General features: G+C 54.8%; 22 protein-coding genes and 1 pseudogene. 9 read left to right on the top strand and 14 right to left on the bottom strand.

The genetic code is table 11. From position 1 onward, the window contains the following. Positions 1-208 precede the first annotated feature (208 nt). On the top strand, positions 209-967 hold the full coding sequence (locus tag KRAC_RS49905; protein WP_007920423.1) for a creatininase family protein: 759 nt from the start codon (positions 209-211) through the stop codon (positions 965-967). Positions 968-1157: 190 nt separating this feature from the next. On the opposite strand, the gene KRAC_RS49900 is transcribed toward KRAC_RS49905, so the two are convergent. Beyond that, positions 1158-1475 (bottom strand): LLM class oxidoreductase, encoded by a 318-nt coding sequence (locus KRAC_RS49900; protein ID WP_007920419.1) that lies wholly within the window; start codon positions 1473-1475, stop codon positions 1158-1160. 134 nt (positions 1476-1609) lie between these two features. On the opposite strand from KRAC_RS49900, the gene KRAC_RS49895 reads away from it, so the two are divergent. Continuing rightward, positions 1610-2023, top strand: coding sequence for an HIT family protein (locus tag KRAC_RS49895; protein ID WP_007920412.1), 414 nt, complete (start codon positions 1610-1612; stop codon positions 2021-2023). Between the two features lie 10 nt (positions 2024-2033). Here KRAC_RS49895 and KRAC_RS77460 read toward each other — a convergent pair whose 3' ends face one another. Together KRAC_RS77460 and KRAC_RS77455 are read right to left on the bottom strand one after the other, a co-directional pair. Then, positions 2034-2552, bottom strand: coding sequence for a transposase (locus tag KRAC_RS77460; protein ID WP_040447456.1), 519 nt, complete (start codon positions 2550-2552; stop codon positions 2034-2036). Between the two features lie 63 nt (positions 2553-2615). Next, positions 2616-3161: a hypothetical protein gene (locus tag KRAC_RS77455; protein ID WP_040447454.1), complete on the bottom strand. Its 546-nt coding sequence runs from the start codon at positions 3159-3161 to the stop codon at positions 2616-2618. Between the two features lie 129 nt (positions 3162-3290). Between KRAC_RS77455 and KRAC_RS49880 the strand changes: the two genes are divergently transcribed. Beyond that, positions 3291-4370: a DNA-directed RNA polymerase subunit beta' gene (locus KRAC_RS49880; RefSeq protein WP_040447452.1), complete on the top strand. Its 1080-nt coding sequence runs from the start codon at positions 3291-3293 to the stop codon at positions 4368-4370. A 439-nt stretch (positions 4371-4809) separates the two neighbouring features. Here the strand turns inward: KRAC_RS49880 and KRAC_RS68020 are convergent, their stop codons facing one another. Then, a complete protein-coding gene (locus KRAC_RS68020) occupies positions 4810-5544 on the bottom strand; it encodes a winged helix-turn-helix transcriptional regulator (RefSeq protein WP_007920410.1) in 735 nt (244 codons plus the stop codon). 156 nt (positions 5545-5700) lie between these two features. Between KRAC_RS68020 and KRAC_RS49865 the strand changes: the two genes are divergently transcribed. Both KRAC_RS49865 and KRAC_RS49860 read left to right on the top strand, forming a co-directional pair. After that, the gene (locus KRAC_RS49865) at positions 5701-6564 is read left to right on the top strand and encodes an alpha/beta fold hydrolase (RefSeq protein ID WP_007920408.1); all 864 of its coding nucleotides are present in this window, start codon (positions 5701-5703) and stop codon (positions 6562-6564) included. A 14-nt stretch (positions 6565-6578) separates the two neighbouring features. Then, positions 6579-6911 carry a hypothetical protein gene (locus KRAC_RS49860; protein WP_007920407.1) on the top strand — a complete coding sequence of 111 codons (333 nt, stop codon included), beginning with the start codon at positions 6579-6581 and terminating at the stop codon, positions 6909-6911. 79 nt (positions 6912-6990) lie between these two features. Here the strand turns inward: KRAC_RS49860 and KRAC_RS49855 are convergent, their stop codons facing one another. From KRAC_RS49855 to KRAC_RS80760, 6 genes are all read right to left on the bottom strand, one after another. Next, positions 6991-7593, bottom strand: a complete 603-nt coding sequence (locus KRAC_RS49855; RefSeq protein WP_007920405.1) for a recombinase family protein — start codon at positions 7591-7593, stop codon at positions 6991-6993. A gap of 253 nt (positions 7594-7846) precedes the next feature. Then, positions 7847-9433, bottom strand: coding sequence for a hypothetical protein (locus tag KRAC_RS49850; RefSeq protein WP_007920402.1), 1587 nt, complete (start codon positions 9431-9433; stop codon positions 7847-7849). 542 nt (positions 9434-9975) lie between these two features. Continuing rightward, positions 9976-10053: a hypothetical protein gene (locus KRAC_RS80410; RefSeq protein WP_157508190.1), complete on the bottom strand. Its 78-nt coding sequence runs from the start codon at positions 10051-10053 to the stop codon at positions 9976-9978. 16 nt (positions 10054-10069) lie between these two features. Continuing rightward, complete coding sequence (locus KRAC_RS49845; RefSeq protein WP_244422590.1) at positions 10070-10720, bottom strand: ABC transporter ATP-binding protein; 651 nt, start codon at positions 10718-10720, stop codon at positions 10070-10072. Positions 10721-10749: 29 nt separating this feature from the next. Beyond that, a complete protein-coding gene (locus KRAC_RS49840) occupies positions 10750-12126 on the bottom strand; it encodes an ABC transporter permease (RefSeq protein WP_007920395.1) in 1377 nt (458 codons plus the stop codon). 30 nt (positions 12127-12156) lie between these two features. Continuing rightward, positions 12157-13374 carry a glycosyltransferase family 39 protein gene (locus tag KRAC_RS80760; protein ID WP_007920386.1) on the bottom strand — a complete coding sequence of 406 codons (1218 nt, stop codon included), beginning with the start codon at positions 13372-13374 and terminating at the stop codon, positions 12157-12159. Positions 13375-13690: 316 nt separating this feature from the next. Here KRAC_RS80760 and KRAC_RS49830 point away from each other — a divergent pair, with 316 nt between their 5' ends. The 3 genes from KRAC_RS49830 (at position 13691) to KRAC_RS49820 (ending at position 15994) form a co-directional block, all read left to right on the top strand. Beyond that, positions 13691-15043 (top strand): sensor histidine kinase, encoded by a 1353-nt coding sequence (locus KRAC_RS49830; RefSeq protein ID WP_007920384.1) that lies wholly within the window; start codon positions 13691-13693, stop codon positions 15041-15043. Continuing rightward, positions 15036-15713: a response regulator transcription factor gene (locus KRAC_RS49825; RefSeq protein ID WP_007920381.1), complete on the top strand. Its 678-nt coding sequence runs from the start codon at positions 15036-15038 to the stop codon at positions 15711-15713. Before KRAC_RS49830 ends, KRAC_RS49825 begins: the two co-directional genes overlap by 8 nt. An 86-nt stretch (positions 15714-15799) precedes the next feature. After that, complete coding sequence (locus KRAC_RS49820) at positions 15800-15994, top strand: hypothetical protein (protein ID WP_007920375.1); 195 nt, start codon at positions 15800-15802, stop codon at positions 15992-15994. A gap of 81 nt (positions 15995-16075) precedes the next feature. Here the strand turns inward: KRAC_RS49820 and KRAC_RS49815 are convergent, their stop codons facing one another. From KRAC_RS49815 to KRAC_RS72980, 4 genes and pseudogenes are all read right to left on the bottom strand, one after another. Continuing rightward, positions 16076-16966 carry a hypothetical protein gene (locus KRAC_RS49815; protein ID WP_007920374.1) on the bottom strand — a complete coding sequence of 297 codons (891 nt, stop codon included), beginning with the start codon at positions 16964-16966 and terminating at the stop codon, positions 16076-16078. 148 nt (positions 16967-17114) lie between these two features. After that, a pseudogene (locus tag KRAC_RS77445) lies at positions 17115-18569 on the bottom strand (IS701 family transposase). A gap of 157 nt (positions 18570-18726) precedes the next feature. Continuing rightward, on the bottom strand, positions 18727-19395 hold the full coding sequence (locus tag KRAC_RS49800) for a histidine phosphatase family protein (protein WP_157508043.1): 669 nt from the start codon (positions 19393-19395) through the stop codon (positions 18727-18729). A gap of 1397 nt (positions 19396-20792) precedes the next feature. Continuing rightward, entirely contained in the window at positions 20793-20969 is a 177-nt protein-coding gene (locus tag KRAC_RS72980) for a hypothetical protein (protein ID WP_157508038.1), read from the bottom strand. 227 nt (positions 20970-21196) lie between these two features. On the opposite strand from KRAC_RS72980, the gene KRAC_RS49790 reads away from it, so the two are divergent. Further along, positions 21197-23956, top strand: coding sequence for a Tn3 family transposase (locus KRAC_RS49790; protein WP_007920372.1), 2760 nt, complete (start codon positions 21197-21199; stop codon positions 23954-23956). The last annotated feature ends 26 nt before the right edge of the window (positions 23957-23982 follow it).

The following is a 23982-nucleotide window of genomic DNA, read 5'->3' as shown; positions in this document are numbered from 1 at the left end:
TGTACTCCTGGCTCTCTTCTTGGGGTGATAACATTTTTTCGTGCCATTTTGAGGTAAGGCTAGGATCACTACAAAAATCTATCACAAGGCAACCTTGTGATAGATTTTTGTAGTGATCCTAGCCTTACCTCTGGTTGCCGCTGTTGTGGCGAGCGAGGGTGTGTATAATTATAAAACGGCATGACTTTTAATAAACCGGAGGAAAACTATGGCGACCACCCATCAGCCAGCGCCTGCGCTCAAAAGCGACCGGCGACGCGTGGCGATTCTCCCTATTGGTAGCATCGAACAGCACGGTCCTTATTTACCCGTTGATACTGATGCCAGGATAGCGGAGCTTCTGGCACAAAAGCTTTCTGTAGGCTTGGGCGAGGAAATGGCGCTGTTGCTCCCTGCTCTGCCATTTTCATGCTCCTGGGAGCACGCTGGCCTGGGAACGGTCGCGCTTACAGTCACCACGCTTGCGGCTACGATCCACGACATCGCCAAAAGCCTGATGCGGTGGGAGACACCCTTCCTGTTGCTCCTCGTGAACTGGCACGGGGGGAACGACTTACTTGGAGCCCTGGCGACCGAGATTACGGCGGTCGAGCAGATCCCCTGTGCGGTGATCCCTGGAAGTGCGCAGGTCGGCGCGGCCTGGGAGCGAAGCCGCATGACTACCGCTAAGGATGTCCATGGTGGGGCCATTGAGACCGGCATCATGCGGGCGTACTGGCCCGAGCTGGTCCCCGAGGCGATCTCTGGGGATGCGCACTTCGAGCCCCAAATTGCTCCCGCCAAGACGCAACCGGTGCTGCAGGCGATCGGCTCGTATGGGATTACCCGCCAGGGGATCTGGGGGGCGCCCGAAGACGCGGACCCAGAAAAAGCGAGGATCTTGATCGAGCAGCTGGTTCAGTCGATGGTGGTTCAGGTAAAAGCGCTGTTGGAGCTGGTGGACCAGCATCAGGGGCAGGGAGTGTAGCTGTATGCGTATTGTATCGCGTGAGGAGCTACTCAATGCTCCCCTCCCCCCAGAGTTCCGCCCCGGCACCAAGATGAGGTAAGGCTTTCCCAGTGTAGATCCCAGAATGAAGTGAGTCTGAATCTGTACAATGAAGCGGGCGGTTCCTCTTCGCTTGGAGGAGAGAACGCTCGCTTCATTTATCCAAGTATTAAATTTGACCAATCAAGCGAGCCAAGCGCTCTCGTTCATCTTTGGCATTCGCTACAACGATGGGCATCACCAGCAATTCATCCAGGCCGGATGCCAATAGCTTCTTGAAGTGCTCCGAAATCGCGGCGTCATCCCCTGTGACAACCAGGTTCTCAAGCAGCGCGTCACTCAGCTCACCCTCGGGCGAAACGGGGAAACCCGCCTCGGCAAACATGCTGACATAGGAGGGAAAGTGCCCATAGTACCCCAATTGCTTGCGCGCCGCCACGTTCACCGCCTGCCAATCCTGGCTGAGGGCCACCGGAATATGCGCCACCAGGGGTGGGACCCTCTCTCCCTGACACTTTTTAGCTCATGTAGAACATCTTCAAAGAGGGAAGAAGTGAAGGGAGAGGCGTATCTAGACTCTGATATAATGAACAGCGAAATGAAGGAGAGGAGCCCTACCGCATGAGTGAGAACTGCATTTTTTGCCAGATTATTCACCATCAAGCCCCAGCCTATGTGGTGACAGAAGATGAGCACATTATCGTCTTTCTTTCCAAAGAAAATCACCCGCTGGTCGTGCCCAAGCAACATATTCCCACTATTTATTCCTTGGATGACGTAACTGGTGCCCACATCATGAGAGCAGCAAGAGAGATCGCTCGTGCTGTCAAACTGGGACTGGAGTGCGAAGGGATTTACCTGACGCAAGCTAATGAGTTAGCTGCTGGTCAAGAGGTCTTCCACTTTCATCTGCATATCTATCCTCGCTGGCGCGCTGTCGATTTTCGCTCGCAGCAGACCGCCCACCACATCAGCAAGGCAGACAAGCAGGAGACCTTGCAGAAGATCACCGCATCCCTGTACAGAGAGCAATAGGCTCGGCGCATCAAAAGCGAAGAGAAAAACGCCATTTGACCGACGAACCTCGAAATAATAAACATTTCTTACGTTCGCAGAGACGAGAGGAGTTGCCCGCAAGATCTAACAGATACAGCCTGCCAATGCGGAAAATGCTCTTGTCGCGGCGGTCATGGCGATCATAGCGATCGCGTTTGCCATGATGCATACAGGAGGCAGCCCCATGAACCAGCCACCAGACGGCGAGAAAGAGCACGAGCAGCATCCGATCGATGCGATCCAACCGGCGCACATGACAGCTTTCCCACTGCCACCCACGACTCTTCAAATCCTGGAAGGTGGATTCCACTCGCCACCGCAAGCGATACTCTCGCAAGCGGGCTCCACCTGCGGGACGGTCAGAAATGACCAGCAGAGCTTCTTCCTCATGCGGGTCCCAATAGGCACTCAGGTTGGTCTCAAGCTGTTCCTCCTGCCATAACCGAACGCGTCCATAAAACCGCGAGCCTTGCGTGGCGACCACATCGCAGACCCGACGAGAAGGCAAGAGATGACCAGCAGGCGCGTAGGGCTGGCAGGTATGATGGGCACAAATTCTGAAGAGGTAATGTCAGCCGTATTTCTGACAAAGAGCGACCATCGGAGAGCAGCCAAATGCGCTATCGCCAAGCACAGTGCACTCCGCCTCGCCGATGTGAGGAGCCAGTCGCTTGAACAGCTCTTCAATGCACTCCCACAAGCCTTGATCCCACCTTTGCCAGCCTGGCATGACTTTCCATACCAGCGGTAAAACGCGAGATTGGTGCAGCAGACCGATGTAAATCACTTGCGCATGCTCTTCATAGGAGGTGAGATCGATGACCAGGCGCAACGGGCCTCGCCGAAAAAAGGGCAGCACTTGGGCAAGCAGCGCGTCCCAGGTCTTCTCGGTCTCAATACGCTCATTGCTTAAAAAGCGCTCCAGACGACGCTCGATGCTACTCGCCTTCGCTTCACTCTCGGCTAACAGCTCTTCGGCCACGACCGGGATCACCAGACTCCGGGCTTTGATCACTCCGACCACAAACAGCGCAAGCGTTTTGCTTTGATGCCCATGCAAGTGCGTAAAAAATTCCTTGACCTGGTCCTGCCACACAGTCCATAATGGATTCCTCATGGAGATTGTCCTCTTTCAGCTCACATTTCTGCTTGTAGGACGATCTCTTCTGTTCGCCGACCTCCTCCCAGACACAAAAGTCCTCTCTCAAGCTGCCAGGTACTCGGTGACGCGTGCGTCTCACCCCTTTTGCTCTTATTTACTCGTTATCTTCCATTGAAAAAGTGTCAGGGAGAGAGCCAGTGCCGCCTGCAGGCCGGCGCCGTCCTGGGAGAGGAGGAGATCGCCGCGCTCATACAGACAGGCGTCGAGGCCGTCGACGTCCGCTCGCCCCTGACCTGTCACACGCCGTATGGGCTCTGTCAGCAGTGCTACGGGTGGGACCTTGCCAAACGCCAGATGGTCGCGCGGGGAACGCTGGTGGGGGTGATTGCGGGGCAGTCCATCGGGGAGCCGGGAACTCAATTGACCATGCGCACCTTCCATAGCGGCGGGATCGCGCATGCGCAGGGCGACATTACGATGGGCCTGCCCCGCGTCAACGAACTGTTAGAAGCCCGCCTCCCCCATTCCTGTGCGCCACTTGCGCAAGAAACCGGAACGGTTCACCTTCACTCCGCTCCAGGAGATACACAACACACCCTCACCCTCTTACCAGCAGGGCAAACGCTTCCCGCCGCTGGGCAGGGGCACCGCTACCGTATCCCGTTCGGTATGCCCCTGTTGGTGCGGGCCAGCCAATGGGTCGAGAAGGGGACGCCTCTGGCTGATGGGCCGCTGAATCTCAAGGATCTGCTCCGCTTTCAGGGGAAAGAGGCGACCGCGCGCTACCTCATCCGTGAAGTACAGCGTGTCTATAGCGTGGCAGGCGTCTCTATCCACGATAAACATCTGGAGGTGATCGTGCGGCAGTTACTCCGCTATGGCCGGGTCCTTACCTCGACGACACCCCCATGGGCACTTGGAAGCCTGGTAGACACCTACCAGGTGCAGGCCTGGAACCTCGCCCACGGAGCCTCCTGCCCCCTGCGCCCCCAGATCCTCGGCCTCTCGCGTGCAGCACTGCAAACGCCGAGCTGGTTGGGGGCGGCCTCCTTCCAGGAAACCGCTCGCGTCCTGGCGGATGCCGCTATCCGCGCGCGCATCGATCCTTTACGCGGCCCCAAGGAACGCATCATCCTGGGGTTGCCCATCCCAATCCCAAACTCATCCGAGGTGTACAGCGAAAATAATGTTGAAGACACGAAAACAATGTTCAAGACTACCTGAGTAATAAGTAATGCCAAATAATGAATTGATTGACTTGAAATAAGCACGTCTGTACACTCATTCCTAAGGTACAATTTATCTATTGTATTACGTATGTGTTTATGTGGAAAGTGAAGAGGATAGTAATGATACAGAAAATTTCTTCAGGCAAGTTGGCCTCCTTTTTCTCTCATTTACCTCTGCATTGCGCAACTATTGGCATATTCCCACGGGATGCGCAACGAGATGTTCTCCCTCGAGAACTGGCTCTGACCCTCCCACGGGATGCGCAACGAGGTTCAATAGCTGAACAGTAAGTAAAAAAACTGGCAGGAGAGCAGAAAAACTCGTTCGTAAAGAAGAATCCTACAAACTCAGAAAATGGGCAAGCCATGGTTTCTGGTTACTCTTCACGCGACACATCTCGAATACGAGGGCAAAGGAGCAACGCAGAGAAGGCTCATCTAAAAGTCCGATGAGAGACTGACTGGCTCTGTCCTGCTTGAGTTGGAAACCGCTCCCGTTCTTTTCCAGTCACGTCCAGGTCTTGCGCCTCATCACCCACCGGCCAATCATATTCCACGCCGATCTGCTCGCAGCACCATCTTCCCAAGACATACATCTGGCGAAGCATCGGCTCTGACTGGTGCCCCAGTTCCGTCAACGTGTATTCGATCTTTGGAGACGTCTGCGCGGATGTCTGCCGGTGAAGCACTCCCATCTGTTCCAGTTCCCGCAACTGGACGGTGAGCGTCTGCCGGTTCGCCTGGGGCAGAAGCCGCTGTAGCTCGCCGAAGCGTTTGGGGCCACTGAACAGATGATACCAGATCCAAAACTTCCATCTCCCCCCCAGGCTCACGAGCCAATCGTATTGCGGGCCAATCTGCTCGCTGTACCACTTTTCCCATGTTCTCATCTGACACAAGAGCGACTCTAAACTCCATCCCAGTTCCGTAAGCGAGTATTCCACTTTCGGGGGCACCTGGACATAGGCCTGTCGGCCAAGCAATCCCGTCTGCTCTAACTCCCGCAATTGGATCGTGAGCATCTGTCGGCTCACCTCGGGCAAGAGCCGCTGGAGTTCGCCAAAACGTTTGGGTCCACTCAATAACTGATGCAGAATCCCAAACTTCCATTTGCCTCCCAGACCGTCCCCGCCGAGCGGGCAGACGGTGGTCTTCTTCTGCCTTGGCATGAACATTGCTCCTTTCAAAAGAAGTTCTTTCGCTCTTCTGTCAGATAAAATTGCGTACTTGTTTCCATCCTCTCCCTCCGGTACAGTTTGCTTGTACCAAGTAGTACGGAGAGCCAACTATTCAAGTTGCTTCAAAAAGGAAGGAGGTCTCGTGCTATGTCAAGCACTGACCCAGTTGAGACCCATGAGAGCACACTCCGTCTTCGTGACGGGCGAACTCTCGGCTATACAACCTACGGCATGCCGACCGGCAAAACCTTACTCTACTTTGGTGGTTCTCGCCTGGAAGCGGAAATTCTGGCGCGGACAGCACAGCAGTCGGGGATTCGTCTCATTGGCATAGATCGTCCGGGGATGGGGCGATCTCAGTTCCAGGAGGGCCGTCGCCTGTTGGACTGGCCCGCTGATGTGGTCGAGGTAGCTGACCACTTGCAGATTGACCGCTTTGCCATGGTGGGCCTCTCTGGAGGCGGTCCCTATGCCTTAGCGTGCGCGTACAGCATCCCTGACCGCCTGACTGCCTGCGGGATCGTGTCTGGCGTGGGTCCGGTTCGCGCGCGCTTCTACCAACGGCTGCCCTGGCTGCTGATCCCCATCATATGGGTCATGAGCCGTTTTTTTCAGAACGAGGAACAGGCAAGATCGTCTCTGACGCGTTTCACGCGGAGTTGGCCTGAGCCGGACCGCAAGAGTCTCCTCGCTCCTGAAGTCCGCGACCTGTGGGCAGCTTCCATGGTGGAAGTGTTTCGCCAGGGAGCCAGAGGACTGACCTACGATACCCTGTTAGGAGAGGGACGCCCATGGGGGTTCAAGCTCGAAGACATCGCTTTCCCCACGATGTACCTCTGGCATGGTGAACTGGATCAAGATGTGCCCATTGTCATGGGGCGAGCGGTGGCAAGACGGCTTCCCCACTGCAAAGCGACCTACTATCCAGGAGAAGGTCATATCTCTTTGATCGTCAACTACCGGGAAGAGATCGTGACAAGCTTGATGGCAGAAGCGCGCACGGTTCATTGAGGAGTGACGGAAGGATGCCCCATTTACAGGTCAACATCCAGATTACTCCGGAATCGAGGCCCTCAACCCCTTCCTGGATGGGAGAAGTGGTCGTCTTTGCTCATCGCCTCTCTCACGAGGGAATTCTGAAGGCAATCGCAGAAGGGGTGCGTTTCGCCCGCGCACGCTTTGGCCACTACGACGTGATCGATTTTGTTGCCGTTCTCATCGGCTATGCGGTTTCGGGCGAACCCACCCTGCTGGCCTTTTATGAACGGCTTGCCCCGTTTGCCGAGCCGTTCATGACCCAGCGCCGAGATGCGCGTAAAATAGGACATAAGGAAAAAGAGCAAAAGAATGAGAAGTAGCTCTTTGAGCTATGAGGGTCATTCTCTATTTTCTCTGGCGAAAGACTCGGCGAAGCGATTCGACCTGTCGAAGCTCGACCTACTCAATCCCGCGCTGTTTCATCCAGTGGCTCAAGTTCCGGCGGGTTGTTCCGTACTTCTTGGCAATCCAGGTCTTGGTTGCACCGTTGCTCAGCAGTGCCGTGATTTCCACGTGATACGCATCTAGTTTGCTCTTCCCAACCCCCTTGGGGCGACCCAGTGGCATACCCTGCTGCTTGCGAGCGGCGAGCGCTTCGGTGGTCCGCTGCGAGATCAGGTCGCGCTCGATCTCCGCAGCCATAGCGAACGCCACCGCCACAATCTTACTCTGGATACTATTATTGAGCTGCCAGTTGCCTTTGACGGCGTAGACACGGATGCCTTTTTGCAGGGCGAGCGACAGGATTTCCATGCACTCTAACATGCTTCGGCCCAAACGAGATAATTCGCTCACAATAATGGCATCACCCTCCTCGGCCTCCTCCAGAATGGTCGCGATCCGCCGCTTCCTCCAGGAGACTTTTCCAGAGATCTTCTCTTCGACGAATTGGACGTGCCCCAGATGGGCCTCATTGGCCAGCTTCAAAATGTCCAGCTTGTTCTTTTCCAGATCCTGATCGAGTTTGGAAACGCGCAGATAGGCAAACGTCTGTCCTGGCATGCTTTTTCCTCGCTACGTAGATGATGGGAATGAAAACCTCATTTGGTGGGATTATTTTACCCACTTTCGGATAAAAATACCAGTGATTTTTGTGTGCGAAAAGAGGAAAGGAAAATGTTCGTTTCCTTTGCCCACTTTTACATCATGGGCCATTTAATTCCTCAAATTCAGCGCTATTTATTGGAGCAAATGACATATGAGCGTTACCCCCAGAAGGAACTGGCCCACTTTTGGTGACTCTCTTCTTGCAGAGCTATGAAAGGATCTCAAGGAATCGCAACTGAAACAGAGAAAGATGCTTCAAGTCGTCTACTGATGAGCTTTCACTACAAGAGCGAGCCAGATGGGTTTCATTGCCGAATTTCCACCTTTGTGGGATTGTACCCAACGACAAGGAAGAATGAACATGAACAGGTGAGTTTGGCAGGGGACTCCCCTGCCAAACTGGCGCGTCGCAGAGGTTTTGAGCGACGCAGGCGCGCTCGGAGAGACCGTCCGCGACCATCATGGTATGGAAGGACCACACGCCCAGGACGAACATCGCCGTGACAACGGCGGCTAACATCACGCCGGCCAGCCATGCACGGCCAGGAATCCTGGTCACCAGCCAGGCGCCGAGCAGGGCGATCGCGCCGATCGCCGGAACGTAGAACCTGGCCGCCTGCAAGGTGTCTTCGGAAGGATCATTCGTCCAGGAGTACGCGGAGTAGAGGCCCCAGACCGCCAACCACGACGCGGCCAGGGCCAGGCCGACCCACAGATCGCGGCGGGCTGCGGCGCCGGCCTGGCCGTCGGCCCGCCGCAGCACCAGCCTCCGCACGATGATCCACGCAAGCGCTGCCAGCCCGAGCACCAGCATCGGCATGGCCTGCATCAGGTGCGCGGGCATTAACTGCAGATTCGGCACGATAGCGCCGAGGCCGAACTGGATCTCACCGGGCCGGTACCCAGTTGTGAGCGGGCCGCCGTAGACCAGGTCATCGAAGACGGCCACGCCAGCGCCGAAGATCGCTACCGAGGTAAGCCACCAGCACAGCGTGCGGAGGGGCAGCGAAGCTGCCCGCAGCCGCCACGTCACGATCACGGCCACGACGGCGCAGCCGAGGATTACGATGTCGGTATAGCGGACGAAGGTCGCGATCTCAAGAGCCACGAACCCGGCGAGGCCGGCCCAGGTGCGTCGCCGGGAACTGGCCTCGGTTGCCAGCACCGCCCACAGCAGGGTTCCGGAACCCGCCGCGATGAGCGAGGCGTCGGTGAACGTCGGCATGTAATCGCGCCAGGCAAACAGCAGCGCCGCTCCGGATGAGCAGTACAGGCCCACCGCCGCCAGGCCGCCCCAGCGCCCGAGCCAGCGCCGGGCGCCGACGAACAGCCCAAGGCAGGCCAGGGCTCCGTAGAATAGCTGCGCCCACCGGATGATGCCGAGCGCCTGGAACGGTGCCGCGAGGAACGGATAGCCGGGGTCCTTCTCGCTGATATACCGCCCGTTGGACAGTTCGACCCATTGGCTCGGGGTCGGGACTCCGCCGTTGGCACCTCCGAGTCCGGGCCGGCTGAATAGCTGTTCGGTCAGGGCAGTTACCTGCGCGGCTGACAGGCTCAGGAAATGCCCCTCGGTCATCGCCACGATCGATGTCTGGTAGGCATCGTCATCGGGCTCAGCCAGCTGAGGCGCGATGGACAGCACCACGGCGCACAGCACGGCGAACGCGACAACGGCGAGCACTGCTTCCACCGCGGCAAGCGCCTTTGCCGGGTCATAGGCTCCGGCTGGGCGGCGGGCAGGTTTCCGTTCAATGTCTGAATTTATGCTGTTGGGTTGCGGTTGTGCGCTCATCTCTCGTTCCTTTCTGTACATGTGACAATGAAATGAGACAGATCGTGAACATCTTTGACAAGGATGTGGGAGGGCCAGCAATCAGGAGGGAAGAGCCAGCAAAGCTGTAAGAAGCGCAGAGCCACTCCACTGTCCTCTTCTTTTGTAGCCTCATGCTCGTTGTACCGCCCACTTCATTGCCAGATTTCCGCCCACTGATTCTCAAGATTGACACTCTGTGTCAAAGTGTCAGCCTCATCTTTTACTTCGTGCTAACGTCCGACGGAACGTCCGATGGTATGATAACGACATTCGACGCCGTCAGAGAACCATCACTTTTCAATTTGCCGTGCGCCTCGATGGCTTCACCTACGGCGAGCGTAAATCACGGAATGATGATAGCGGAATCTGTATCATTACGCGGGTTCGCAGACAGCAGGCATGAAGCAGCCTACGAAGCAGATCTTGACGATAGAGAGCGAAAAGATACGCATCTTCCCTTTTATGTCGCTTATTATGCGACCAGCATAATGATACAGATTCCGCTATCATCATCCCGTGATTTACACCTGGGCGCGGTCTGCCAACTGCAATTTGGAGAGCATATTACTGGCATACCCGCGCACTGTTTTCTCGCTCAATGTTGGGAATTACAGACTATCCCTCTTCCTCGATGAACTTTCCGTCCTTGAGTTGAAACATCATATCGGCTTGTCTGGCCATGGACAGGTCGTGCGTGACAACGATGACGGTCGTCCGCTGGCTATGGGCCAGACCTTTGAGCAGGTCGAATATCATTTGACCGGTCTGGCTGTCCAGGTTGCCGGTCGGCTCGTCGGCTAGAATCAGGCTCGGTTTATTGGCAAGTGCCCGCGCTATCGCTACCCGCTGCTGCTGGCCGCCACTCAGTTTTCCTGGCTTCCGTTTCATTTGGTCGTCTGTAAACCCTACCGCTCTCAGTAGTTCTACGGCTCGCTCTTTCCGTTTGCGGACCGGTACTTTGGCGGCCTCCATGGGCAACATCACGTTCTCCATGGCCGTCAGGTTCGGTACCAGGTTGTAACTCTGGAAGACGAAACCGATCTGTTTGCTACGGTAACCGATGAGGGAGTGGTCGTGCATCTTGGCGATGTCTTTGCCGTCCATCTCAATACTTCCTTCAGTCGGCTTATCAAGACCACCGAGCAGACTCATGAGCGTGGTTTTGCCGCTGCCGCTCTGGCCGACGATGCTGGCGAACTGGCCCTGGTCGACCTGGAAGCTGACGCCGTTGACGGCGAGTACTTTGATGCCTCCGGCATGAAACATTCGTTTGACGTCTGTAACGTGTAACATGGCTATTCGCTCCTTAATACTTCGGCTGGTCTTATGTTGCTGATGAAGAACGAGGCCAGGGCGCTCCCGACCAGGGCGATGATCACCGCGGCGGCAAGGCCGTAGAGGATGACGCTCCAGCCGATTTGGGCGTGGATGTTTTGGATGGTGCTAAAGCCCGGAGCGCCGCCTTTCCCCGTCGACCCGCCACTATTGATCGAGTTCATGCTGTTGTTGACCAGCGTGGTCGTCACCGGATTGCCGCCCAGCACACCGACCAGCACGCCTATGCCCATACCTAAAAGCGTCAGTGTGAGCGCTTCGGCCATGAACTGAAACATGATACGGATAGTGCTGAACCCTATGGCTTTGAACACGCCGATCTCCCGTTTGCGCTCGCGGACGATCATGATCATGGTGAGCAGGAGAATGACCGCGCCAGCAATGACCGCGCCGATGAGGCTGTAGAGCGAGATATTCTTGACGCTATCCAGCGGTTGCAGCGCAGCGTTGGCCTGGCCGACATCACTGGTGACATCCGCTAACGAATAGAGGGCATTGCTAATGGCCGTGACAGTAGAACTCAGGTTCTCCAGCGAATCAACCGTGGCGGTCGCGCTGGTGATTGCGTCAGTCTTGCCGGTCAGGTGTTGCTCCGTCGGCAAGCTGACAATGATGGTCTGGTTGCCATCCTGCGTATCGCTGTTGAAAATTGCGCTCACAGTCAACGTTTTGTTGTAAGCGGTAAATGTCGAGCTTACCCTTAGGTTATTCTTTTGTGCTATAGCTTTACTAACCATGGCGTCGTTGGTGTCTTTGGAGCCGTCGATAGCATTGCCGCTGGTTATAGTAATCGATGAGGCAAATATGTTGGACGGATTGGTCGGGTCGGTAGTACCCACTATAGGTATGTACAGGCTGAAGCCGCGGGGTGGGTGCCCATTACTGCAGCCGCTGCTAGGTAGACATAATATCGTCCTGCCAACACCGTTGCACGTGCCGTCATTGCAGTGTACAGTGTACGGCGATTTGAGGCTTGTCGTGCCATCGGCCCTCGGCGGCGCACCCGGCACGCCCAGGTCGTTTGTACCTTGCGGTTGCACGCGATCACTTAACAGCTCGTTCACATTCGTCACATGTGCTATCGATTTCACTCTGTTAAGATCACTGGTCTTCAACAAAGCGCCGCCCGCACTGAGTGTAGTGCCGCCCTCGATCGGCATTATGCTCACCGTGTTACCAATCGAGCTCTTAGTCGTCGCAATCTTGCTTTGTACCGCCTGGTGAGCGATGAGCATAACCAGACTCAGGCCGATGCTTAAACCCAAAATTATGACTATAGACAACGTCCGCGTGGCGTTGCGGAACGCGTTTCTCATACCTCGTGTTACTACATTCATACTTTTCCTCGCTCTTTAACTTATTGATGTTTAGACAAAAGTAAACACAGGCAATTCTCTGTTGCAGAAAATTGCCTGCTGGAGTAGGCTTCCAGGTACAACAAACACACCAGGAGCCAATTCCAGAGGAACCTTAACACATGGAAGACGTTTCGTCAGCACGCCTATGACTGCCTGGAACAGCGAGCTGACGCCCTGTTTAGCTTGTGCGACGGCTTGCTGAGCAGCCCACAGGCGCGAAGCTTGCCCGAACTGTCGCAGTTGCCCTTTTTCGAGCGAAAGTGGCCCAGTGTCTATGCGGCCCTGGCCGACGGGAAGATCGATCTTGACCAGTTGCAGGCGTTGTGCGTGTGCGGTGTCCTCGCCGAGTTGCCCACCGAGGAGGTGGTGTGGCTCGCGGTCGATGCCACGCCCGCCGAGCGCCCGGACGCGCAAACCGGCCAGGATCGGGGCTACATTCACGTCTCGAACCTGCCGCTGCGACGCCGGGATGAGGTCCACTACCAGCACCCATGAGAAGGAGACAACCAGCAGCACGAGCAGGGCGAGGGCAAGATGGAGCACGCGCTTCTTGAGGCTGGTGGGAGCAGCCAGCAGGTAGAGCAAGCCGAAGGCGGGCACCACCAGGTACGCCTCCAGCATCTTGATATTGAAGCCGATGCTGACGAAGAGGGCTGAGAAGAGCAACCAGCGCAAACGCCCGGTCTCCGCTGCCCGCATCACTGCCCACGCCCCCAGGAGCAGGCACAGGGTCAGCGTGCTATCGATGGTCGCATTGCGATTGGTCACCACGCTGACCGGGCTGATGGCCAGAGCAAGCGCGACAAGCAGGCCGGCCACGACGCCGAAGTGACGCCGCACCAGATAATAGAGCAGGAGCACGGACAGCACTCCGGCCAGCGCCTGGGGCAGCAGGACGCTGACCGTATTCAAGCCGAAGATCCTGGCGCTCAGGACCTGGAACCAGAAACCCACTGGGGGCTTATCAAGCGAAGTGAAGCCTCCGGGATCGTAGGCGGCAAAAAAGAAATTATGCCAGTTGTCCATCATACTCAGCACAGCGGGCGGATAATACGAACCGAAGCCGTTCTGGCCCAGCCGGTAGAAGTCCATACCGATCGAGAGGAGGAGAATACCTCCTAACGCAAGCCGCTCCCAGAGCATGGGAAAGCGCTGCAGTGTCGGTTTCTGTGGTGCGGTCGGATGCTCAGGCCCAGCCTGCGGATGGGTCGTGGATGTCTCAGCCATAGCTCTTTCTGTTCTCCTTTCACCTGTGTCGCCGGGTATTTCTCGTCGAGAAGCAAGGAAGATCATCACACCGGACAACGATACGGGACAGATACCTGCTCGTCTTCCAAGAAGCGAGAGTGTTCCACTGGCTACTCTAGCAGCCTGTTCTGCCGCCTGTCATCGTGGAACTTACCTTGTAGAAATGTCTGCAAAAGGGATACAAATTACGGTAGTAATTTACTGCCGTAATTTAGGCGTGGGCAGGGGATGGAAGCGATGGTATACTGGTGGGAAAGCTCACAAGCGTCGCTTCTCAAGGAAGGAGGCCCGTCGGATGAACAAGCCATCCCCTATCAGGTCGTCGCTGCGCTGGTTTCTCTTGCTCTGGGTAGGCATGGCGGTTGCCGCATGGCTTGCCGAGAACCTGTTTCTTGGTAATTTCATGGGTACAGCTTCTCTCACACCGGGGAAGCAGGTTGCTGCGAGGCCTCCTCTGCCCCTTTCGCTCACGCTCCTTTTTCTCCTGTTGGTCGCGCTGTATAGCTTCTTGCTCTGGATGGGACTTTCTGACCGGGTACCGCCCAGGTTCTTCTGGTTGTATTTTCTGGGGCAGGGCCTGCTGGTGTTCACCTTGCAGATGGTGGGAGTGCCATTCACTCCCACGCTGGATTTCTACCTGGCACTGGTGCTGTGTGCCCTGACGATGTTCAAACGTGTTGGTCCGATGCTCCTGATTGCCGCAGGCTCCCTCCTTCTCTTTGTGGCCCCGCTGGGCATGAAAATCTTCTCTATCATTTCCTTGGGGACAAGCCTGGCGACTTTTTGGTTCACTATCTGGAACCAATCCGATGTCACCACGATGGTCTTTTTTGTGCTCGGCTACGTCCTCGTGTATCTCCAGCAAGCGCACGCACAGGCGCAGCTCGAACAGGCGCATCGAGAGTTACAGGCAGCTCATCGCGAGCTTGCTGCTTCGGCCAGGCAGATTGAAACGCTGACCCGGCTCGCCGAACGCCAGCGCATGGCGCGGGAACTGCATGATACGCTGCTGCAGGACATGACCGGGATGGTCATGCAATTGGAAGTCACCTCTGCTCAGATGGATCGGCAGAACTACCTCCAGGCGCAACAGGTTCTCAGCCAGACACTCTCCAGCGCGTATACAGCCCTGGTGGATGCGCGTCACGCCATTCGTGATATGCGCGCGAAGACCCCTCGCATTGAGCAGTTCGTCGCGTCCGTTCAGGAAGAGATCGCGCATTTTTTCCAGATGACCGGGATCGCGTGCCATACCGAACTGGATGACCTGGTGCATACTCCACCTCAGCACTGCGAGCATGTCCTGCGCGTCATTGGAGAAGCGTTAAGCAATGCCACACGTCATGCCAAGGCCCGGCACGTGAACGTCGAAGCGAGGGTCGTGGAAAAGTGGCTGGAGGTCACGGTGCAGGACGATGGCCAGGGCTTTGATCCTGAAAGCTCGGAGCTCCACTCCGGGCATTATGGCTTGCTGGGCTTGCAAGAGCGCGCGCAGCTGGTCGGGGGAAGCTTGTTGCTCAGCAGTGCGAAGGGAGCAGGAACTACCCTCCGCTTCCGTGTTCCTCTCGCCACATCTCACGATCCAGCCCACCCTCTCAAGCAGGAGGTCTCACCGTCTTTGAGTGGAGAGGGGCACACGGATGTCTGAGAAGATTCGTGTCGTCATCGCCGACGATCACCCGGTGGTCCGCACGGGCCTGCGCTTGAGGCTCGACATGGAGGAATGGATCGAGCTGGTCGGGGAGGCCGCTGACGGCGTCGCCGCGATCCACCTGGTCAGCGAGCTGGTGCCCGATGTCGTGTTGATGGATCTGCGTATGCCCGCAATGGATGGGTTGGAGGCGATTGAGCAGATTCGGGCGACATTCCCGCACATCGCCATCATCGTACTGACCACCTATGATGAAGACGAACTGATGCTGCGCAGCCTGCAAGCAGGCGTGCGTGGCTACTTGCTCAAAGACAGCGGCCTTGAGACGGTCCTGCAAGCAATTGAGCGCGCCGCTCGTGGCGAGATGCTGCTGCAGCCAGAGCTGCTGCAACGAGTCCTGGACTACGCGGCGCGTCGGGCAGCCCCAGCATCACCCCCACCCGGCAACAGCAATGTTCAACTGACCGAGCGTGAGCAGGAGGTGCTGGCCGGAATCGCAACGGGAGAACGGAGCAAGGAGATCGGTGCGCGCCTGGGGATTACCCGCCGCACGGTCGAGTCCTATCTGAACAGCATCTACACCAAATTGGATGTAGACTCGCGAGCCGCAGCAGTCGCGGTAGCGATTGAGCGCGGTCTACTTCCTCGGCGACGAGAAGAACTCTGACTGGTGAGAAGCGACGTCGGGTGCGTGGAGGAAAAGTTCTGTCTCAACGAAAACGTTCTTCCGCCATCTTGGTGAAGGATGGGCGTATGCGCCTGGCTCCTCCCCTCTTGCTCGCTGAGATTCCCAGCGTCTCTGCCATCCTCTTAAAAGGCGTCTCTGTCAATCCCAAAGCGTTGCGGAAGGAATTGGCAGAGGTCCCTGAGCAGGTGAGCGATCGGACCCCGCCTTCTCGCTTGAGCATGATAGTAAATTGGGCCAAACTCATGCGGATTTTTGGGTGAAACCCAGGAAATCAGCGTGAACACTACAGTCGCACTTGTTGGGAACCAGAAGAGATCATTGACAGCAAAGAGCGCGACAATCTAGCGCGCTTCGATGTCAGATTGGAGCCTGGCAGCTGTGCGCTCCAGGTTGGCAATGCTCAAGCTCTCCGTCATGCCAAGATACTGCTTGTAGGTATGACGGCGGACACAACGAGAAGCCGACCAATAGCGCGTCTGTTGACCATCCTTGTATCCTCGATGCCCCGTAAAGCGCCCCATAGGTCCAACGAAACGGAAAGAGGAAAGGGTAGCCAACCAGTCAAACCACGCGCGCGAATTGGGTTCCAGATGGACCTCGCCTTCTTGCGAACTGATGATCACGTAGGTGCCCGGCGCGCTGTATTCGATCAGGGGAGGCATGCGAGACCGAGCGAGTTGTTCAACGGGATGCAGAGGTCTCGGCGCACGCCGTGGACCAGGAGGTTCTTGCTCAACCCCAGGTGTCGGCAGTGCGGAGAGCTGCGTTCCCACCAGTGGTTGCATGAGGGACTCCAGGGTCGTGAGGCGACGCTCAACCGATCTCTCCCGCTCTTGGAGGAGTGCCAGCGTGAGCTGGGCAAACTGCTCCTGAAGCGTAGCGATCTTCGTTTCCAGACCAGACAGTCTCTGGAGCAGGTCTGCTTCAGAGCCTTGGGTGGTGAGGAACGAACAGGCTGTGGAAGCAGACTCCGCCTCGTTTTCAGACACATGGGGAACGCTCACCTGAGACGAAATGAGAGGTGGAGAGGCTGCATCCAATGGCCGAGATGCCTGGAGTGGGCGCCCATGCAAGCTGGCTACTTGTTGCAGGTGTTCCTCCGTCACACATTTGATACGTGCATCCGTCGGGTGAGTAACCAGGAGCATATTGGCCTCTTTGAGCCAGTGGTGGAGGGTCTTGGGATGAATGCCAAGCAGACGAGCACCGTCTGCGACAGGAAGAAGAGTCATACTCTCAGAACTCCTTTCGAGGAAAGACACATGGGAGACAACACGTGCAGAAATTTCCAGGAACTCCAACACTTCCAGGAAATTTCTGCGCGTGTCTAGGAAATGACACGCGCCAGGGCAAAGCCAAGAGAGTAGGAATCAGCCAGGATTAGCCGGCCTTCAAACGACGTTTGATGTGGTAGTAGCTCGCCGTGCTTTGGTGGCAACGACGCCACCACGACCAGGCAAGCACCCGGCGTGTGGACGAAGACAAAGGCCAGATAAGCCATGCAAGCAAATGGCGCACTTCAGGAATGGTCAGGGGAAGTACGGGAGGTTGGGTAGCAGACGCAGAAGTCGTAGGATGACCAGTGGGGAAACGCTCTGCTGCGCAAATTCCTGCAAGGTAAGCAAGAGCCAACAGCACGAGTGTAATGTGCCGGTACCAACCGATGAAGCTCCGCACTTCGTAGTGGTCCATGCCGAGATCTTTGCCGTTTTCAAAATTTTCCTCAACACGCCATCTGGCGCCAATGGCCTTGACCATTGCTGGCAGGGTGGTTCCTTGCGGGGCAAAGACAAAGTAGTACGCTTTCTCTTTGGGATCAGCGAGGCTACGACGAATGAGCAACCAATGTTTTCCATCATCCTCCCACTGGTGCAGCATAGGGATGATTGCCCAGTCGAAAAGTCTGGGGCCTTTGGTGCCTTCGCTCATTGACAGGCGCTGCCAGTTCCCATCGTGAAGGACGGACGCTTCGACCAATGCTGCCTCTTCGCGTCTCCGTCCGGTCGGTGTCTGGAATCCGACAGGTTCATTGCAAGCCACAGCCATCACATAGGGATACCCATGCGCTTCCAACCAGGTACGCAGGTCCAGATTGCCACCGTAGACCGTATCAGCCACGACCCAGGAAATGGGGATCTGAGCCTGGAAAATCCGCTCGATCATCTTTTGAGCCAGTTGTGGCTTTGTCTGGAAGCGAACTGAGTCCGGGATGCCTGCGGCTCGACACCGATCGCGATCCTCACACCAGTCTAAGGGCAGATACAGTTCACGATCAATCAGAGTATGTCCTTTGGCCGTCACATACGAGAATATGTGGAATTGACCCTCGTTCCCTGGAAAAATGGCAGAGGAATCGAGCGTCAAATCCACATATTAGGAGATAAGTGGCAATTGTTTTCAATTCCACTTATCATCAAGAAAGACTCCGACCTGACAATTCTCGACCCGGCCCGTGGTTCCGCAATACTGCAAACCAACACCAGCTGATTTTTTGCCTCGCTTGGGAAAGCAGCTTTCGTCGATGACCAGGATAGCCGACTGCAAGCCCAGTTGTTCAAGCACATACGTACGCAAATCATCGCGCACGCCATCAGTGTCCCAGACGGCTTGCGAGAGCAGGCGTTGCATGCCATCAGGGCGAGCTTCTCCAGCATGTTCAGCCAATTGCCAGCCGTTTTTTCGAGAGATTTCACTCAGGATCCCTTGCAGATACAAGAGGACACGACGACGTGGCTCTGGACGAGCGAAGCGTGCTGCAATGCGCTCGTGCAATAGAAAAAGAGCTTGCGCCCATCGGCAGATATCAGTGGAGGTCGTTTTGCTTCCAGACAGCATGGTATACGGGTCTTGCATCATGAACTTCTCCTTCCATAGAGATCGTTTTCAGTTGTATTTCATCTCTAGTGTCTCACATGAGGGGAAGTTCATGAAGCTTCATTTATGTGTGTTTATCTTTGTTAGTTCAAGAGAAGGAAAAAATGAAAAAGCCACCTTATCCTTTGATGCTCAAATGGTCGATATGATTTTGGGTCGTAAAGAGCCATTTACCTTCTTGATAGGAAATTTCATGAATACTGGCCGCATTGGTGGGAATGGCCGGCTCTTTGTTACTCCATACAGAACCATTCAAAAAGTACGAGAGAATAGTGATTACTCCACCATGTGTGACCACAATGATTTCTGAAGAAATTTGCAGTGTGATCATCTTTTCGCACAGCCCTTCAAATGCGTGCGTAATACGTTGGAAGAACTGTCGAGGGCTTTCGCCATGAGGATAGGGTTCATCCATTTCTAAGGAAGATGCAAAAAGTCCTGGATACAATTGCTCTGCCAGAGAATTTGGCATACCAGCAAGCTCACCATTATTCATCTCACGCCAAAGCGGTGAACTGTGGATGGGCAACTCCATTTCTTGGCTAATGTATTCTGCTGTCTCCCTAGCACGTCTCAAGTCACTACTGATGAGGAACTTGAGTGGTTGCCAGGAGTTGCTGAGATGTTTTGCAAGCAACTGACTCTGCATCTTTCCCTCCTCAGTTAATCCTCGTTGGCTCCAACCTCCGCGATAGCCATGTTCATCTTGCCCATGTCTAACTACGACTATTCTCATACGTGAATCCTTTTTTGATGGGTCTTCTTCTTTGCCTTTATGATGAAGCAAGACAATGCCCGCTCTTCTGAGCATCTATTCTATCAATTTTACCTTGTTCACTTTACTCTTAAGCATACCATTTATAGCTCTCTTGTAAAGAATTGAGCCGTATTTCAGGTCTTCTTCTCTCTGATGGCGAAGCATAATCATGAAGTTCCGTATTCATTTGCAGATCTATTGTTCAGTTTATTAAGTGCAACTGTAGTGGTGAAACTAAGGAATTGACCAATTAGGACTTGGTAAAACTGCTCCACAAGCAGATCGTTCAACTTCATTTTTGTCAATTCGGATAGTCAGCACCACAAGTATTGCGAGCTTTACATGCATCAGCCCATACATGAAAGGGTCTGAAGGTTTGACATTTGGCACGCATGCTTTCCCTTTCGGCCAGAAAAGACGGGAATTCCCCGATCACTAGACCTGGAATTTACAGATGATGCGTGTCACGAGCCACCTACAGAGCCATCGTTCAACTTGCATTGTGGATGATTCCTGGGTTTCGCGCTGATTTTCTCGGTTTCACCTTGAATTCGGTCGGAGTTTCATCCAATTTACTACATGACCCGCAGAATGAGATCAATGTCTCCCGGCTGAGTCCTGGGATAAACACAAGAATACCTCATCATTTTTGCCTGTCAGTTTTGCTTTGACAGAGCACTAGGCCTGACCAGCGCAAATCAAATACGATGCCATGCCAACGCAACCAGCCTCTCAAGGCCCAGGAAGCAACAGGGAAGAGCAACGAATAGTAAACGGGTTTGAGGAAAAATGGACAGAGAAGAAGAAACAGCCAGATTATTAGTACAGACAGCCCTCCCCGTCGTAACAGACATCAACGGCAAACGATTCAGCCATTAATACGTCGCGTACGACGTTCGCGATCTTATGATTATCCTCAACAATCAGTAATCTCATACATCTAGTGTACCGAGAGAAACCTTACAAGAAGCTGACAAACTCAATAGGGCGTACCATAGTTTCCTTGAAAGGAGCCCGCATCCCCAAGTGCTTCGCACTTACGGATTAACAAAGAAGGACGCAAACGTAGCCCCCTTCGCTACCCCGTCCCACCCAACCCTAAGCCATATCCGTTCAGCTGGTTTGCTTTGAGTGGTCCGTTGTTGCCGTGTCGTCGTGGCAAAGAGAGTTTCGTCCGCATCGCTGTCATTGAGTGCGTGCTTGATCTGCCGCTTCAGTTCCTTCTGAGTTTGAGTGTCCTCGCATACTGCCAGGATTGCCGGAAATTCCGCTTGGTCAGGTGGCCAATCCCTTTCCTCAGCATACTTGAGATAGTTTCTGGCTTTACGAACACGAAGAAAGAACGGCTTGGTGCCGTTCCAAATGTCGAGAAAGGAGCGTTGCCGGTTCTTGCCGCTGCCGACTTGCAAGCTCAAGAACAAGTCAGGTTACCACATCGGAAAGTAATCATAAGCTCCTAAGCGGTAGTTCGTCAACTGTTGGATCTGCCGGATACTGTTCAGACTTAGCCCAAGGAAGATGGAGAGAAAAGCCACGCCAAGCACTGCTGAAAAGGATTGAGGTTGTTGGGCCATCCAGGTGCCAAAGAGGGAGGCCAGTCCCATGCGCGTCTCTGAGCCTTTGGGACTGCGCGCGCGCCGCTGCGGGAATATGGGGTCACTCAATAGAACAGGGCAAAAAACTTGAGCAGATGAAAAAAACTGTCACCAACGGCCTTGACAGACAAACGTCCCGGCCAGTTGCGTCTGTTGGTGTCAATAAGCTATCTTAGCGGCAGTACATGACGCCGAAAGATAAAGATATACAGATCATGTGGCAAGGGAGTTTGACTATGACCGCTCTTGAGCGAACGATTTATCGTCGGATGAAACGGAGTTACTCTACCAAAGAACTGATTGAAGCCTATACCCCAACGGAAGAAGAACGCCGCTTTGTCAGCGCGATGACTCGAACGGCGCAAAACCAGTTGAACCTCATGCTCTGGATCAAGCTCTTTCCGTGTCTGGGCTATTTTCCCGCGCTGAGTGATATTCCTGCTCCACTGGTAGACCATGTTCGTCAAGCGCTCAATCTTCCCGCAGAGGTGGTACCTGGATATGACCATGATCGGACGCTGTATCGGCATCATCAGGTGGTGCGCGAGTACTACCAGATCCTCCCCTATGGCAAAGAAGCACGCCGGGTTATCCTCCGCACCCTCCTGCGTGCGGTGCGCACGATGGACAACCCGGCGGATATGATCAACGCGGCCCTGGAAGAACTCATCAAACAGCGCTACGAAATGCCCGCCTTTAGTACCCTGGATCGTCTTACCGGAAGAATTCGCACACTGGTCTATGGACGGATCTGCCGATTGGTGCAGCGCCGTATGACCTCTGACATCCAACATGGCCTGGAAGCACTCTTTGAGGTGCAACTTCCCTCGCATCGCTCTGTTTTCTCTCAGATCAAACTCGTTCCGCCAAGTCCAACCCTCTCACACTTGAAAGTATGGCAAGATCGCCTGGCCTGGCTCATGGAACTGGGGGTGATGGAACCCCTGCTCAAGGATATTCCTCCTGCCATCATCAAACATTTTGCCGCAGAGGCTCGCGCCCTGGATGCCAGCGAACTTCAGGAGTATGCCCCAGCCAAGCGTCTCACCCTGCTTGCCTGTCTCATCAGACAGACGCAGATGAGTACGCAGGATGATCTGATTGATATGTTTGTCAAGCGCATGTCTACTATCCAGGTGCGGGCCAAAGAAGCGCTCCAACTGGCGCGAGATGCCCAAGCCGCGACCACGGCCCAGCTTGTCGAAACGCTCACGCATGTGGTGGAAACAGCGGTGGAAGACAAAGAGCAGGACGATGCAACGGTAGGCCGTCATCTGCGAGAGATCCTGGAGAAGCGAGGTGGTCAAGAACAGCTCTTAGAGCAATGTCAACAGGTTGCAGCCTCACTCACCGATGAATACCAACCCTTGATGTGGTCCTTCTATAAGAGCCATCGCAGAGCGCTCTTCCAGCTTGTTCGTTCCCTTCCCATTCGTTCGACCACGCAAGATCAAGTGCTCATTACCTCCCTGAACTTCATGCTCACGCAGGAAAACCGTCGCAGTCTCTTTGTGCCAGACACACTTGATCTTTCTTTTGCCTCTGAGGTCTGGCAACGCCTGATTCGAGTCAAACGCAAAAAGCGCACAAAACTGGTGCGACGGTGTATGGAGGTCTGCATCTTTGCTGCCGTCGCCGACGAATTGAAATCTGGGGATCTGGCGGTCGAGGGATCAGAACGCTTCGCTGATTATCGCGCGCAGTTGCTGCCCTGGGCAATGTGTGAGCCACAAATTGCAGAGTATTGTCAGGAAGTGGGCCTTCCTTCCGATGCCCACACGTTTGTGGCCCAGTTGCGTGAACGCTTGACGGAGGTAGCCGCTCAGGTAGACGCAGCGTTCCCTGGGAACAAATCGCTGGAAATCACGGCCAAAGGAGAACCAGTGCTCAAACGGCTCAAAGCAAAAGCTGTGCCAGCCAGTCGAGTGGCGCTGCAAGAAGCCCTGCGTCATCATATGCCTGATCGATCGGTCCTCGATGTGCTCTGGGATACCAATGAAGAGATTCACTGGACGAGGCATTTTGGACCGATCTCTGGCTCCGACCCCAAGCTAGCGCATCCTGACGAGCGCTATGTCATCACGTCGTTTGCCTACGGTACCAATATGGGGGCCGCTCAAATGGCCAAACATATGCGCAGGATCGTGAGCGAACATGAAATTACCTTTGTGAACCGCCGTCATATCACCCTGGACAAACTGGAGGCAGCCAAGGCTGACCTGATCAACCGCTACGCCCAATATGATCTGCCGAAATGCTGGGGAGATGAAAATGTAGCAGCGGCTGATGGAACGCAGGTAGATCTCTCTGAGAACAACCTGGTGTCTTCCTATCATATCCGCTATGGGTCCTATGGTGGTATTGCCTATCATGTTGTCTCTTCTCTTTATATTGCCTTATACTCCCACTTTTTGAATTGCGGCATGTGGGAGGGGAATTTTTTGATCGATGCCTTGATCGGCAATACGTCTGCTATCCAACCGAAAGTGATTCACTCGGATACCCAGGGACAATCAACCGCTCTTTTTGCCCTCTCCTATTTGTTTGGAATTGAACTCATGCCTCGAATTCGCCACTGGAAAGACCTCAAATTCTACCGTCCGAAGAAAGAGACCGTCTACAAGCATATCGATATCCTGTTTAAAGATACCATCGATTGGGTCTTGCTGGAGACGCACTGGACGGATCTGATGCAGGTAGCGCTCTCCGTTCGTGTCGGAAAGCTGCAACCCTCGATTTTGCTGCGCAAGCTGGGCCATGAGAGTCGGAAAAATCGTCTCTACCAGGCGTTTCGAGAGTTAGGAAGAGTTGTCCGCACCATCTTTTTGCTCCGGTACATTTCCGATATCCCCTTACGTGAGCAGATCACCAAGACCACGAATATCGCGGAACGCTACAACCAGCTTTGTGAATGGATTCGTTTTGCGTCGGGTGGACTGATGGCCGAGAACGACCCTGAAGAGATGCAAAAACGTGTTCGCTACAATGTTATGTAGACACTTCTCCCAAAACCCACGAACGC

Origin of the sequence: Ktedonobacter racemifer DSM 44963, from assembly GCF_000178855.1 — a bacterium.
GTDB lineage: Bacteria > Chloroflexota > Ktedonobacteria > Ktedonobacterales > Ktedonobacteraceae > Ktedonobacter > Ktedonobacter racemifer.
The sequence above is the reverse complement of the archived record's forward strand: the minus strand, read 5'-3'. Positions and strand labels throughout refer to the sequence as shown.

Excerpts from the sequence above, each read along its gene's own strand:
- KRAC_RS49860 (WP_007920407.1), top strand. The coding sequence starts at position 6,579 with ATGCCCCATTTACAGGTCAACATCCAGATTACTCCGGAATCGAGGCCC.
- KRAC_RS49855 (WP_007920405.1), bottom strand. The coding sequence starts at position 7,593 with ATGCCAGGACAGACGTTTGCCTATCTGCGCGTTTCCAAACTCGATCAG.
- KRAC_RS80760 (WP_007920386.1), bottom strand. The coding sequence starts at position 13,374 with ATGGCTGAGACATCCACGACCCATCCGCAGGCTGGGCCTGAGCATCCG.
- KRAC_RS49820 (WP_007920375.1), top strand. The coding sequence starts at position 15,800 with ATGCGCCTGGCTCCTCCCCTCTTGCTCGCTGAGATTCCCAGCGTCTCT.
- KRAC_RS49845 (WP_244422590.1), bottom strand. The coding sequence starts at position 10,720 with ATGTTTCATGCCGGAGGCATCAAAGTACTCGCCGTCAACGGCGTCAGC.
- KRAC_RS49850 (WP_007920402.1), bottom strand. The coding sequence starts at position 9,433 with ATGAGCGCACAACCGCAACCCAACAGCATAAATTCAGACATTGAACGG.
- KRAC_RS49830 (WP_007920384.1), top strand. The coding sequence starts at position 13,691 with ATGAACAAGCCATCCCCTATCAGGTCGTCGCTGCGCTGGTTTCTCTTG.
- KRAC_RS49895 (WP_007920412.1), top strand. The coding sequence starts at position 1,610 with ATGAGTGAGAACTGCATTTTTTGCCAGATTATTCACCATCAAGCCCCA.
- KRAC_RS68020 (WP_007920410.1), bottom strand. The coding sequence starts at position 5,544 with ATGCCAAGGCAGAAGAAGACCACCGTCTGCCCGCTCGGCGGGGACGGT.
- KRAC_RS49815 (WP_007920374.1), bottom strand. The coding sequence starts at position 16,966 with ATGACTCTTCTTCCTGTCGCAGACGGTGCTCGTCTGCTTGGCATTCAT.
- KRAC_RS77455 (WP_040447454.1), bottom strand. The coding sequence starts at position 3,161 with ATGAGGAATCCATTATGGACTGTGTGGCAGGACCAGGTCAAGGAATTT.
- KRAC_RS49865 (WP_007920408.1), top strand. The coding sequence starts at position 5,701 with ATGTCAAGCACTGACCCAGTTGAGACCCATGAGAGCACACTCCGTCTT.
- KRAC_RS49840 (WP_007920395.1), bottom strand. The coding sequence starts at position 12,126 with ATGAATGTAGTAACACGAGGTATGAGAAACGCGTTCCGCAACGCCACG.
- KRAC_RS49825 (WP_007920381.1), top strand. The coding sequence starts at position 15,036 with ATGTCTGAGAAGATTCGTGTCGTCATCGCCGACGATCACCCGGTGGTC.
- KRAC_RS49790 (WP_007920372.1), top strand. The coding sequence starts at position 21,197 with ATGACCGCTCTTGAGCGAACGATTTATCGTCGGATGAAACGGAGTTAC.
- KRAC_RS49905 (WP_007920423.1), top strand. The coding sequence starts at position 209 with ATGGCGACCACCCATCAGCCAGCGCCTGCGCTCAAAAGCGACCGGCGA.
- KRAC_RS72980 (WP_157508038.1), bottom strand. The coding sequence starts at position 20,969 with ATGGGACTGGCCTCCCTCTTTGGCACCTGGATGGCCCAACAACCTCAA.